Source organism: Paenibacillus kyungheensis (genome assembly GCF_028606985.1).
Lineage (GTDB): Bacteria > Bacillota > Bacilli > Paenibacillales > Paenibacillaceae > Saccharibacillus > Saccharibacillus kyungheensis.
Genome location: NZ_CP117416.1, coordinates 546,581 through 560,751, shown reverse-complemented (window position 1 = coordinate 560,751; position 14,171 = coordinate 546,581). Strand labels below are relative to the sequence as shown.

Here is a 14,171-nt window from a genome sequence, read left to right as displayed (position 1 = left end):
ATGGTATAGTAGGACTATATAACTATTATTCATTTATATGTAAAGTAAGTTCATAATATTTTTCTAAATTCCGATATATAAAGTGATCCATACTACCTTATTTTTACGTACATTTTTTATATACAATTTTTGGTTATTGAGTAAATAAATAACTAAGTAGTTAAGTTATATGTTGTATACTTAGATTTTACATAAAACAGCATATGCAATTTTACCTAATCAGTATATATACTAAGATATATATCCCATAGACTCCACTCTTTATAATTTATCTACTAAATTAGTATATAGCCGTATAACAACGCATATCGTCGAAATAGGGAGTATGATTGATACTACAAGCTAGTTAGGAATTGTATTTATATAGGCAATAATAACTTCACATGATATAATATGTATTATTGTCTGCGGCTTTTTTCCTAACTGTAACAGCATCCAAGTCGCACACATTTTAGGTTATTTAGGGGGTTTTTGTATTGTTCGCCAAACGCCTCAAACTACTTCGCAAAAGGCGAAATATGTCGATGAAGGAAGTTGCAGATCATGTAGGAGTAGCCAAAAGCACGTATGCAGGCTACGAGTCCGGATACAGACAACCCACTTTGGAAACGATCCAATCTATCGCTAAAAAATTGAGTACTACTTCTGATTATTTACTCGGTTTGACCGAAGAATTTGATCCTGCTCAACAAAATACGAATGCACGCGAATTTTTAAATTATACTCAACTTCATTGGGACGGTGTTCCTTTAGAAGAAGAAGATCTTCAATTGATTCGTCAATTGTTAGAGCGTGTTGTCAGAGATCGTTCCCATACACAGTGAAATTTCCATTCTATTTCTCTTGATTAGCGCCGATCGAGCGTACTGATAATCAACTACGATATACACCTGAAGCTCTTTTATTTGCTAGTGATGATCGATAGATGTTCTGATCCTCATATCTGAATACAACAGCAAAAAAACCGACACTGAAGTTGATCTTCAGCGTCGGTTTTTGCTATAGGTTAGAATCTTTGATTATGATTGAGTTGCGATAAAGCTATCACGAAGCAATGCTGGACGACCCATAGAATGGTAATCAAAACCTGTTTCTTTCACACGTTGTGCAGTATACACATTACGTCCATCTACAAGTACTGATTGGTTCATAACCGCTTCGACTTCTTTAAGATCGATATTCACGAACTCGCCCCACTCGGTTAACAAGCAGACTGCATCGCAACCACGAGCCGCTTCTAGCGCACTCTCTGCAAAAGTAATAGACTCATGATCATATTCACGACGGAAGTTTTCTGCTGCTACTGGATCAAATACTTGTGGTAGAGCACCGAATTCTACTAATTTCGGTACGATCTCCAAGGATGGTGCTTCACGAATATCATCTGTATCTGGTTTGAACGCTAGACCCCAGACAGCGATTTTTTTACCTTGCAATGTACCTAATGCTTCTAACAACTTATCAACGATTCCCCAGCGTTGTGCTTGGTTGACTTCAACTACAGATTTGAGTAATTTAAAGTCATACTCTACATTACCTGCGATTTGGATCAAAGCATGAGTATCTTTCGGGAAGCAAGAACCACCATAACCGATACCCGCATTCAAGAATGAAGGTCCGATACGACGATCCAATCCCATCCCTTTAGCGACTTCGTCAACATCTGCGCCTACTTTATCACAGATATTAGCAATTTCGTTGATAAATGAAATCTTTGTTGCAAGGAACGCATTCGATGCGTATTTGATCATTTCTGCACTACGGATATCGGTTACAACTAGATTTTCTGTCAATGGACGGTGCAATTCAAGTAGCAAGTCTGCTGCTTGTTGTGTCTGTACACCCAATACCAGACGATCTGGATTAAATGCATCTTTAACCGCAGAACCTTCACGTAAAAATTCTGGAATCGAAGCTGTATCAAAAGGTTGATCTGTCAAAGAAGCAATAATGCTGTTTACGCGCTCATTGGTTCCAACAGGGACTGTACTTTTCACAGCGACAACCGTGTACCCTTTCATAGAAAGAGCAATCTCACGAGCTGCTGCTTCGATATATTGTAGATCGGCTTCACCGGAAGGAAGTGGTGGAGTACCTACTGCAATAATCACGAGATCCGATTCGGATACCGGTCCACTCAAGTCCGTTGTAAATGTTAGTCGTCCTGCTTCTACATTCTTCATCATCATTTCTTGAAGACCTGGTTCGTAGATCGGGATGCCACCGCTTTGCAATGTTTCGATCTTAGAAGCAATTTTATCCACACAACGCACGTTGTTTCCTATTTCTGAAAAGCAGACACCTGATACCAAACCTACATAACCTGTACCTATTACAGTAATATTCATCATTACCACTCCTGTTCCTTATTTGTAATTTTATATTTCAAAACAGATTGAGTATGTTATTCCAAAACCTCTATTCATCTATCCCGTAGTTCAACCGATATAGTATTTATAAGAAATTGATTCATTTGTCAGATTGACAGATTCAATCTAGTACGGATTCAATCTATGATTGGACAAATATTTTTCAATCTCATTCTATATTTGGAGGCTGACCATTATGAGATATCAAACTAATCCAACATTTGCAAAAGGATGCCTATGGGGCACTGCAATTTCACTATTATTATGGGGTGCTATCGCCTGGATCGTTATGCACTAAGTTCAGACTACTTTTACATGATGTAAAAGATTCTGAATATAATCAGCAATCTCTATCAGAGTTGAGCTGGATACATGATGATCAGTGCTTGACACTTTGCTTGGCGGCGAATGCTCAAGCTCATCTATCCGATCCTCAGCCGCAAATGTAAGTTGCTGAATCTCTTCCCATGACATCAAGTACAAAGGATGATCGACAGGAACAGCTGCAATCGTATGACGATCTTCATAAAAGTGACTGCGATTAAGCAAAATGAGTGGCTTTGCTAACTCGATCGCTTCACAGACGGTGCCCCATCCTGGCTTGGTTATCACCAGATTGGCGGCAGCTACATAATTCTGTGATTCGGTATATTGATCAGGAATCTGCACGACATTAGGATGGTCAATATCCATATTGGAAGATACGATAAATACGCAATCTTCACTATCCCACAGTTCCATCGTTGACCAATGATCTACCTGTATACTACGACCTAAGCCAAAAAAGATAATTTTGCGTTTTCCGGTCGGATCTAATGCTGTGCGAATACGTTCGACTTCCTGAAGATCAGGCTGTCTGCAAAAGAATCCAGTATCTATCCGGCATTTGCGTCCCCATTGTGGTTCAGCACAACCGGCTAGACTGATAAAATGATCCATCTGCGCGTATGCTTCGCGTAACTGATTCAGATCTGACTTGTCCAACATATCTTGATAAGCGGTGTACCATGTAAAGTTGGAAATACCTAACGACTCTACACCTGTACGCTGTGCTGCAACAAATGGAATCGGTGAAATATCACTAATGACCAGTTGTGCTTGCACATTTTCTAAAAATTGCTGTTCTTGGGTAATTCTTTCTTCAAACAACGACATATCGAGATTATATTGTTGTCTAAGGCCTTGTATATCTGCTGCTATCGAATCGTTGTGTAACACATAACCCGTATCCGAGAATATGCTTCTGAATTCGATATGGTGATCTTGAGAGATCGCTGGCATCATTTGTGATTGCAACGAATCTATTAAAAACGGTAATGCTTTGCCACAATTCACGATTAAGCGGATAGGTGCATCTTGATGTCGCTCTAATATCGTGCGGATAATCGCGATACTTCGAGTCGCATGTCCATATCCATAATCTGAAATGTAATAACAAATGGTGATCAAATCTTCATGCAGTTTTGTTCGATCTCTTCCCATGAATGGAATAGCTCCACAATTTGATCGTTCTGCGCATTGAAGCCCGTTTGGACAACGATCACTTCTAGATCCTTCACTGCACGGATACTATGAAGTGCTTTGACTGGAATATGCAGTACGTTCCCTGCTCTTACCCGCATCATGTTACCGTTTAGCACAAATTCACCTTCGCCTTTAACGACTGTCCACACTTCTTCACGATCGGTATGGGACTGATAGCTCAGGTTCTTACCTTCTTGCAGACCGATACGCTTCGTTAGTACACAGCGTCCGTCTTCATACTTCTGATCATCCAATACAACGACCCAGCCCCATTGACGCTCTTCATACATAGGACCTTGATCGAAATTCACTAATTCTTTCAGACGTGGACTGGATGCTTTATCCGATACCAGAATACCGTCCGGGCTAACAGCAACAACAACATCTTTCATACCCAAAATCGTAACAGGTACGTTCGTTTCGTTTACGAGATGCGTATTTTCACAATCTTCACTGATAATACCGCGTCCGATTTGTACGCTGCTCATTTCCTCGGTCAATGTATTCCATGTACCTAAGTCTTTCCAGTAGCCGGTATATGGAAGAGCAATAATGTTATTCGCTTGCTCGACAACTTCATAGTCAAAACTGATTTTTGGTAAACGATCATATTGTTTAAGGAATTGCTCGTATTGAATAGGTAATCCTTTTTCTTCAAGTAAGCTAATCAGATAGCCTAGTTTGAAAGCAAATACACCACAGTTCCACAGTGCATTTTCAGCAATTAATTGTTCTGCATATTCTTCGGTCGGTTTTTCTTGGAAACGGCTTACTTTGCGTAGACCGGTTTCTGTTGTTTCACCTGACGGAATAATATATCCGTATTTAGAAGAAGGATAGGTTGGTTCTACACCGATTAGTGCGATATCCGCATCGGATTCTTGTAGTGCCATTTCCATACTTTTTACAGTGTCAAAAAACATATTGTCTACATAAGGATCGACTGGCAAAATCGTAATGACTTCATCCAGACTGACACCTTCCATAGAATATAGATAGGTTGCTGCAAGTGCTATAGCAGGAAACGTATCTCTTCGTTCTGGCTCAATAATAAGGGGTACATCAGCACCGACTTGACTCCGCATAATCTCGACTTGAGATTGACCAGTTGCGATAAGGCTAGACTCGCTTAATCCACAAGCATCCAATTGATTCCATACACGCTGAACCATCGATACCAGTTCACCTTTTTCATTTTCCAGTACTCTCAAAAATTGTTTTGATCTTGCATCGTTAGACAGAGGCCACAAACGCTTACCTGAACCTCCAGATAAAAGGATAAGTTTCACTCCAATCCCTCCCATTTCTTTTTTAGTATGTTACGGATGGTTGGTCGTTCCGACTATATTTATCTTGATTCAGAAACCATAGTTGTTGACGGGGACTGTGTCGCCATGGATAACAATAGCTGACGATATTTTTCCAGCGATACATCGCGGCGTAAATATTTTTCCAGATAATCCCGTCCATTCTGACCGATCGCTTGAATTTCTTCAGCATCCATCTCGTACAGACGACGAAGTTGAATCGCAATATCCTCATAATTTTGAGGTTCTGCTACCAGTCCACAAGCTCCTTCGACAATAAGGCGATGTGCTTCACTACCTGATTCAAGAACACCAAGTACTGCTTTACCAGCCGCCATCACGCCGTAGATTTTACTTGGAACGGAGACCCCTTTGATGCCTTTCTGATTCACGACCAGATGAACATCAGCAGCATTAAGCGAATATTTCAAATCCTCTTTCGGTTGGAAAGGGAGAAAACACACTTGACCGGATTGTTCGAGTCCATGTTGGGCTGCATATTCCTGCATCTTTTTCTTCACCGCACCTTCTCCGATAAAAGCAAAGACCAGATTTTTGCAATCTTTTAGACCCGGTATAATCGTCATTAGATTTTCCAGATCATAATACAGACCCAGATTACCGGAATACATCACAACGAATTTGTCTTGCCAGCCATGATCGGCAATAAACTTGGCAACTCGTGGATGATTTTTGTCCAACGGAACGATTTCTTCTTCATTCGTCCAGTTGTTAATGACGGTATTTTCGATATGCTTGCGTCCACCAAAGCGGTTAACCAATGTCTCTTGCATATCTTTACCAACAGTAATGATATGATCTGCCATCGAGCAATTGATATTATCGATCGCACGAGCCACATTGAAGATCCATTGACGCTTGGTGTATCCAACAGCTTCTGCTTGCTCAGGGTTGAAATCTTGAATATTGTAGATATGTTTAGAACGTTTGAATAATTTGCCTATCGTACCGATCAGTCCACCTAATACCGGTGGTGTAGAGATCGTGTAGATAAAGTCTGTATTTTTTTGCTTCAATAACAAGTAAGTCGCATAGAAGAAGTATGTCGAAATATACTTGATCCGGCTGAATTTACTTTGCTTATCGACCTCAGGAAGACGAATACGAATCACTTTAATATTTTCAAGGTGATCGGTAATATAACGCCCTTTCGGTGCGGCTTCGCCTCCATAACCTGGAGGACATTCAGCAATAACTGTAATATCAAAGTCATGTTGTAAGTACAGACATAACTCGGTTAATAATTGTCCCGTTGATGCATAGTCGGGATAAAAGTAGTTAATGACAAAAACTATTTTTGGTTTCACACTCATCCCTCTTTTGTCTATAGGACTCATTTGATTTACTTGATACGGTGTACTTGAGCAATCGAAGCCACTGAATTTTCTTTGGTCACTTCTTCAGGAAAACGATACTTGTGAAAAGCAGCCGGAAAACCGATATGCACTTCATTTGCTGGAATATCTTTAAAAATCGTACTGCGTGCTCCTGCAACACCTAATTCGTGAATCGTTACGCCTGGATAGACAAATACGTCGCTTGCTACCCATGCGCCATCTTTTATCGTAATCGGCTTTGTAATCAATCCAAACGTTGGATCGTTCAGCTTATGACTTCCTGTACACAGATAGGAATTCTGGGAAATGACACAATGACTACCGATCACAATCTCATCTAGACTGTAAAATTCAACATTGTCTCCAATCCACGAATACTCACCGATCGTAACTTTCCATGGATACGTAAATTTAGCCGATGGACGAACATGAACACCAAGTCCAAGCTTCGCTCCAAAGCTGTTGAGAAGAAATCTTCTCCAGTTGTACATGTTATGCAGGGAGAAGCGGAATAATGTTCCTTGTACAAACCACCAGAGTAGACAATATAGCCCTGATCTTCCGCGCGAATACTCCGCTTGCGAATATTGATCCAGTCTAATATTTACCATCTTCATCCCTCCTTCCCGCTTATTTCATTGAAGTGGATTCTGAATAAACCACTTTTTCTTGCGTACCTCCGTTGATTGCACGATTGAGCACTTTGTCTAACTTGTCAGCAACGACTTTATGCGAACAATCGCTGATTAACCACTGCATCGCACGAGCTGGATATAGACTGTATTGTGCTGGATGACGCAAAATTTCGTTAATCGCTGCGGCTAATTCTTGTGCATTATCATTGCCATAGGTTACAAACATATTCTGATTAATCAGATTGATATCGGATACGCCAGAAGTTAGAACCAATTTGCCATATTTGATATATTCGACCACTTTAGAAGGGAACGAACATTCACTGAATAGAATCTTTTCACGTTGTGTATTTACAAATAAATCCGCTTGCTCCATCAATGCTGCATAATCGTTATCATCCAGAAAACCGTGGAATGTGATATTGATGCGTGCATTAGACTGGCTTGCGATAAACTGTTTTACTTTTTCTTCTAACGGACCATAGCCTGTAATATCTAATTGAATCATGCGCTCGGTGTTCACGTGGGGGAGCGCTTCAAGCAGAATTTCAATACCACGGTCGTAATCGAGTCGTCCAGAGTACACCATACGGAATGGCCGATCAGCAGTACCTAGATTCACTTCCTGCACAGGCTTGAGCTTCGCAGGATGAACTGTACCTCCACGAACCACTGTATAGTTGTCGGTGCGAATTCTTTTCTTGAGTACAGAAGTAACAAGTACAGCACCATCTAACAATTTGTTGGCAAATTTCTCTACCATTACGGTTAGCTTTTTGTAGTACTTATTCGTTTCTGTTACAGCGTAGATCCCATCTTCATACTCAACGATAAGCGGCACACGATACAGCATTTTGAACAACATCGCTGGTAACGCTGTTTCTAGACGATAGTTGTAGAAAATCACAGCACGTGATTCTCCTTTATGCGCCCGATTCCAACGAACCAGTTGAAAAAACGTCGTAAACAGTGTCAAAAACAGACTGATAAATTTCGCATCCACCGTTGCTGGATAAATGACTTCACTTCGATGTCCAATCGAATAACGATCTGCGCTAAAAAAACGAAATGTATTCTTTTTGAGTAGCAATGGTGAGATAACCGTAATCTGATTATCTCCTTCCTCCAACGCATGCAAGATACAGTCAATTTTTTTATTGCCTGCCGTATGTTTTGAGCTATATCCCCTTTTCTGGTGCAATTGCTCGTCCACGTAAGGGGCTACGTAAGCGATTGACTTCGTTTCCATGGAGTTGTTCACCACTCTTTAATTTTTGTTCTGAAGCTTTTACATCGAAAAACATCAACATAACGAACAATGGCTGAAAGATCATATTTTCAGTAGAAAAGACTATGATCAGTGCAATAAAGATCAGTATGCTTTGAAACACACTGTCGATTGCTCGCTGTAATCTTGAATAATAGTAGATCAACATAATCAGTAGTAACGGTAAGCCAAATTGATAACCAAAGGTCAGTAATGAATTTGAAGAATCACCTATTCCATACCGTTCCATCAGTACGCTATTGTTCTGGAAGCCCCAACCGACGAGCGGTTTCTCGATCATTAGCTCCAGATTCGATGTCGTATCCAGTGATCGGCGATCAAATGATTGATTGCCATCCTGAAACTTATCTGCAATAACACCACTTTGACTTTCAAAATAAATCAGCGGAATTAACAGCAACAACGGAATAATAAGTTGCGTCATTTGCTTGCGTTTACCGCTACGGATAAGATACGCGAAGTAGATCAATCCGCAGATCATATATCCGGAAGTGGACATCGTTGTGAGTAATGTACCGGTAACGAGAATCAATTTCCATTTGGGCAGCTTCCGGTTGGTGAACAGCATCAGGAAAATGCCCAAATTCAGAAAGACTTGAAAAGCACCAGGTTCCCAGAAGATCCCCTGATTTCGTGACATATTCCAATTCCCATATACATAAAATGGTGTGATTCGATAAACACCATTCCATACATCGACTGTTGGGAATGTCGATCTTACAAATTCAGGGCTAACTACACCCAGAGCATAGAACGGTAAGCTTAGCAAAGCCAAAGCGACGATAATCCACTGATAACTTTTACCAGCTTGCTGGATATCCAGACGATTGATAATCATAAAAATCGCTAGAATCTTGAGGATCAATCCACCATAACCGCCCACATTATCGCGATACAGTAACATGTTGAATAAGATGAAAGCTAAGATCACCATTAAAGTCAAAAAGTGCTTGGGTTCAATCTGCTTCGGAAAGTAAAACACTACCGCTGTTGCGAACAGAATCATAATAAAGAGGGAATAATATAATTTGCCGAATAATACAGAACCCGACGTAATGACAATAAGTACCATCGTAATAAAGATGATGAGCTTATTTTTGACGGTAATATCTATTTTTGGCGACAAACTCTGTGCATTCAGCATATTATTCCACTCCTTCCAAGTGCTTAATGACTTTAGCCGGTACTCCAGCAGCGATGCAATTGGGTGGAATCGAGCTTGCGACAATACTGCCCGCTCCAATCACACTATTGCGACCGATTGTTACTCCTTTGAGTACAGTCGCATTTGCACCAACCCATACATTATCTTCAATGATTGTATCGGCTTTGCCCACATCCAGTGGATTTTTGTTGAATCGACGATTTTCCGGCTTGATCGGATGAAAATCGGTATCACTGATCTGTACATTGACACCCAGCATCACTTGATTACCAATACGGACGCGAGACACTGCACAGATACTTGCTCCGCTAATCCCTACATCATCGCCAATTTCAATCACAGCACCTTCTGCAAGGGTACGAATCACTGTACGATGATTGAGTCCGATCGGGTTGCTATAATCGGATGAGCACAAAATAGCGTTATGTCCGATCTGAATCGAGCTTCCCTTTTCTCGATCCACAATCGGCATGCCTACAGCGATCAAGTTGTTGCCAAATGTGATCTGCTGTTCTTTTAGCATTCTCCGGGTGAAGACGGTAGAACACTTTTTCGCTACTTTGCGTTTGAAGCGTATAAAGCTTGTGATCATACGGTTTCTCTAACGAAGAATCGGTTATAGAAATCAAATGTCCGCTTGGTGTTTTTACGCGCATCGAAGTTCTCTTCTGCAAAAGCTAATGCATTTTGAGAAAGCTTCTCGTATAATGCTTTGTCTGTACCGATTTTAACCATATAATCTTCCATCGCTTGATGATTACCATCCTCGAACAGGAATCCTGTTTTGTTATGAAGAATCAGTTCATTCGGTCCACCAATATTGGTAGCGATCGCTGGTTTCTTCATTGAGGCTGCTTCAATAATACTGCGTGAAAAGTGAGGTTCTACAAACGGGCACATCATGACATTACTTGCGGCAATTAACTGCGGTACATCGTCACGGAAAGCCAGTGTAATGATCTGATCATTTCCTTTAGCTTCTGCCATAACTTTGTCTTCGTATGCATTATTTTTATTAAAGTAAAATCCACCAACGATCAACTTGAAGTTCGGATGACCTTTGCTGATTTTGTTAAATGACTTCACCAGATCCAATACTCCATTCCCTGTTACCACACGACCAATGTACAAAAAGACGATATCTTCATCGTCTATACCGAGTTCCCTGCGAACAGGAGTCCCGTTTACATCTGGATTGTAGGTTCCAAAGTCCACGAAGTTGTATACGACTTCTAATTCTTTACCATTGCTATCAACCGTCTCGGAATCGAACTGATCGATCGAGATATAACCATCCACGTATTTGTGATTCATTCGTTTTAAAATATTTCCTGCGAATGAGTTGAGTAGCGGTTCGCGTACATGGCAGACTACTTTAGTATCAGGAGATACTTTTTTGACTGCTTTAGCGACTTGGAACAGACATGTGCTGTTCAAGTGAACGATATCCGGTTTGTATTTACGGATATATTTTTTAGCTTGAAAATACGTAGGTAGTGCTCCAATAAGATTACGAATAAACAGTTTCGGTCTCATTCCTGATACTGTTGATCCGTGGAAAGGAAACATGCCTTTAGCGACTTCTACCGGTAATCCACCGGATTCCAGCAGTTTTACAGCCGGGCCGTTGCGAATTGTCAGTACATGACCATCAAATTTTGTCTTATCCAGATGACTAATGAGATAAGTCAGACTTTTCGGTGCTCCGCCCATGAATCCTGAATGATGGACATATAGTACTTTTTTCATCAGCTCTTACCTCCTTATGTCTGTGATTAAAATGCTTTGAAATATGAAGTGCTCAAGTTTCTTGGAAAAGGTACTACACTTCTTGAACAAAATCGTTCTTGTCGTCGCTTGTTGTTATCGACTCCTTTTTATTCACCGCTTTGCGGTAAGGACTCGATAACAAAGGCGAACGCTTCGCTCTTTCAGAATGATTTTGTACCCTTCGTTCCGACGCTTATCTGATACTTGAACACCCATTTCAAAAATGATTTGTAAGCAAGATATAATATCGGCCTGCATGGTATAGACAGACCTTGTTGATGTAGAGATTAATTGTTGGTTCTAACTTCACGTTTTTTGCCAGGTCTAAGTTTGTTGAAGATGGCAGTGAATGGAGAGATTAGTGTTTTGGACATCATGATGCCGGATACGCGGGTTTCTTTGAATAAGAAAGTAAAGGCGTAACTGGATACGATAAATGCCACGACTGTTCCCATCGCTGCGCCGACTCCACCGAATAATGGGATCAGAATCAAGTTGATTCCGACTTTGGCAACAGCACCCATTACCTGACTGATCAGTTCGAAGCGATACAATCCTTCGCTAATGATCCATTTATTCAACGCTGCTCTCATAAAGACGAATAAACATGCCCAGACATGAATAACTAGAATACTGATAGCGCCTGTGTATTCTTGACCATACAAGATGGAAATTACCGGTTTGGCCATAAATGTCACGACGATACAGATAGCAAGTGCGAACCAGAAAAGCATGTTATACAGCTTTTGCAGTTCGGCTTTGTAAATATCAGGGCCGAGTTGCTTATTTTTGATCATACTCGGAAAGTACGATGCCGCGACTACGGTTGGTATGACGTACCATACTTCAGAAAGTCTGGCGGCAACCGCGTATACTCCAACGGCTGTCTCATTGATCATATAATTCAGCATAACCTGATCAATTTTGAGATAGATAATCGTGGATATTCCGGCTACGATCAAAGGCCAGGAACTATTCATCAATCGTTTACCAAGCGGCCAGTTAAATGACCATTTGGTGAACTGAATTTTGTTTCCCTGTGTGAATAGTAGGAAAAGAAATCCAAGAATCAGCTCCAGTGCATAAGAAACAGCGAACCAGATCAATGGTGCATGCATAACCACAAGTAATACTTTCATAATGGTTGTTAAAGCAAACGCAGCACCTTTGGCATAGACAGCATATTTGGCTTCCACGACTGAATCAAACCACTGGGAAATAACATCCAGCGGTTGAAACAGAAGGTTAGCGGCAATAATGACCATACTCCACTGCACGACTGGATCTTGTCCCGGCAGTGTAAAAGCAGCGACAACAGTTATTGCAAAAGCAATCAATCCACTGAACAGTCGTAATAAGGAGACTGTTCCGAGAATTTCGGTTTTATTATCAGGATCTTGCACCAGTTCTTTGACGATAATATTAGCAAGTCCTAACGGAACAACTGCACCAATAATCGTTACAAAAGCAATCGCGAAATTATATTGCCCAAATTGCTCGGGACCCAGATAACGCGCTATCCAGATACTGGTGATCATGTTGATCGCAAGTCGTCCGAACTTGTCCATGATCTGCCAGTTGGTATTGAAAAAGATTTTGCGTTTCTCTGGCGTCATCGAAAATTTCTTTCGCATTTTGGCGATCGGGTTAGCCATGTGGTTATCATCTCACTTCATCATTTTGCAAAAGTCCGTGGCAGTAAGTTACCCCTTAACTGATCTTTTCCTAATGGTGTAGAAGGAATCGATTAATATACAGGTACTTCTACTGGTCTTCCCGCATGACGTTTAAGATCGGCATCCACCATATTAGCTACCAATTGTTTGAAACCAACTTCCAATTCCCAGCCCAATTCTTGTTTTGCTTTTGTGCAATCACCAAGCAACAAGTCTACTTCTGCTGGACGAACAAACTTCTCATCAATTACTACATAGTCTCTCCAATTCAGACCCACATGATCAAAAGCAACTTGTACTAGCTCTTCAACCGTATGCATTTCACCTGTAGAGATAACGAAATCGTCCGGTGTATCTTGTTGAAGCATCAACCACATTGCTTTCACATAGTCACCTGCAAATCCCCAGTCACGTTGAGAATCAAGATTACCTAGACGAAGCTCTGTTGCCAGACCCAATTTGATCTGTGCTACACCATCAGTGACTTTACGAGTTACGAATTCAAGACCACGACGTGGTGATTCGTGATTGAACAAGATACCGGAGCAAGCGAACATATTGAAGCTTTCACGATAGTTGACTGTGATCCAGTGTCCATATAATTTAGCGACGCCGTAAGGGCTACGCGGATAGAAAGGTGTTGTCTCTACTTGTGGAATAGCTTGTACTTTACCGAACATTTCACTACTGGATGCTTGGTAGAAACGAGCATCTGGCTTAGCGATGCGTACCGCTTCTAGCATGTTTGTTACAGCTAGTGCTGTTAATTGACCTGTTGCGATCGGTTGTGGCCAAGAAGCTGCTACGAATGATTGTGCTGCCAGGTTGTATACTTCATCAGGGTTAGAGATGCGTACCGCTTCGATCAATGAAGCCAAATCTGTCAAATCACCAGAGATCCATTCGATTTTATCTTGGATATGAGCGACATTCTCGTAGTTCGGTGTACTTGTTCTACGACGAAGTCCAAATACTTGATATCCTTTTTCTAAAAGCAGTTCCGCCAAGTACGATCCATCTTGTCCTGTTACTCCAGTAATTAGTGCTCTTTTCATAGTTAATTCCCTCCACAGTATGTT

Annotated in this window: 12 protein-coding genes; 1 reads left to right on the top strand and 11 read right to left on the bottom strand. The window is 41.0% G+C overall.

Annotated features, from left to right (window positions below):
* Positions 1-476: 476 nt before the first annotated feature.
* Complete coding sequence (locus PQ456_RS02455; RefSeq protein ID WP_204826536.1) at positions 477-824, top strand: helix-turn-helix domain-containing protein; 348 nt, start codon at positions 477-479, stop codon at positions 822-824.
* A 195-nt stretch (positions 825-1,019) separates the two neighbouring features.
* On the opposite strand, the gene PQ456_RS02450 is transcribed toward PQ456_RS02455, so the two are convergent.
* From PQ456_RS02450 to gmd, 11 genes are all read right to left on the bottom strand, one after another.
* On the bottom strand, positions 1,020-2,348 hold the full coding sequence (locus tag PQ456_RS02450) for a UDP-glucose dehydrogenase family protein (RefSeq protein WP_273614705.1): 1,329 nt from the start codon (positions 2,346-2,348) through the stop codon (positions 1,020-1,022).
* A gap of 321 nt (positions 2,349-2,669) precedes the next feature.
* A complete protein-coding gene (locus PQ456_RS02445; RefSeq protein ID WP_273614704.1) occupies positions 2,670-3,851 on the bottom strand; it encodes a glycosyltransferase family protein in 1,182 nt (393 codons plus the stop codon).
* Positions 3,815-5,182 (bottom strand): sugar phosphate nucleotidyltransferase, encoded by a 1,368-nt coding sequence (locus tag PQ456_RS02440; protein ID WP_273614703.1) that lies wholly within the window; start codon positions 5,180-5,182, stop codon positions 3,815-3,817. The genes PQ456_RS02445 and PQ456_RS02440 overlap by 37 nt, the downstream gene beginning before the upstream one ends.
* Positions 5,183-5,241: 59 nt before the next feature.
* Positions 5,242-6,528 carry a glycosyltransferase family 4 protein gene (locus PQ456_RS02435; protein WP_273614702.1) on the bottom strand — a complete coding sequence of 429 codons (1,287 nt, stop codon included), beginning with the start codon at positions 6,526-6,528 and terminating at the stop codon, positions 5,242-5,244.
* Positions 6,529-6,563: 35 nt separating this feature from the next.
* Positions 6,564-7,169 carry a putative colanic acid biosynthesis acetyltransferase gene (locus PQ456_RS02430; RefSeq protein ID WP_273614701.1) on the bottom strand — a complete coding sequence of 202 codons (606 nt, stop codon included), beginning with the start codon at positions 7,167-7,169 and terminating at the stop codon, positions 6,564-6,566.
* Between the two features lie 19 nt (positions 7,170-7,188).
* Positions 7,189-8,442, bottom strand: a complete 1,254-nt coding sequence (locus PQ456_RS02425; RefSeq protein WP_273614700.1) for a glycosyltransferase — start codon at positions 8,440-8,442, stop codon at positions 7,189-7,191.
* Positions 8,372-9,625, bottom strand: coding sequence for a hypothetical protein (locus tag PQ456_RS02420; protein WP_273614699.1), 1,254 nt, complete (start codon positions 9,623-9,625; stop codon positions 8,372-8,374). The genes PQ456_RS02425 and PQ456_RS02420 overlap by 71 nt, the downstream gene beginning before the upstream one ends.
* A 1-nt stretch (position 9,626) precedes the next feature.
* Positions 9,627-10,169, bottom strand: coding sequence for a DapH/DapD/GlmU-related protein (locus PQ456_RS02415; protein WP_273614698.1), 543 nt, complete (start codon positions 10,167-10,169; stop codon positions 9,627-9,629).
* Positions 10,170-10,234: 65 nt separating this feature from the next.
* The gene (locus tag PQ456_RS02410; protein WP_273614697.1) at positions 10,235-11,395 is read right to left on the bottom strand and encodes a glycosyltransferase family 4 protein; all 1,161 of its coding nucleotides are present in this window, start codon (positions 11,393-11,395) and stop codon (positions 10,235-10,237) included.
* A gap of 308 nt (positions 11,396-11,703) precedes the next feature.
* Positions 11,704-13,071 carry a flippase gene (locus PQ456_RS02405; protein WP_273614696.1) on the bottom strand — a complete coding sequence of 456 codons (1,368 nt, stop codon included), beginning with the start codon at positions 13,069-13,071 and terminating at the stop codon, positions 11,704-11,706.
* 92 nt (positions 13,072-13,163) lie between these two features.
* The gene (gene gmd, locus PQ456_RS02400) at positions 13,164-14,147 is read right to left on the bottom strand and encodes a GDP-mannose 4,6-dehydratase (RefSeq protein WP_273614695.1); all 984 of its coding nucleotides are present in this window, start codon (positions 14,145-14,147) and stop codon (positions 13,164-13,166) included.
* Between the last annotated feature and the right edge of the window lie 24 nt (positions 14,148-14,171).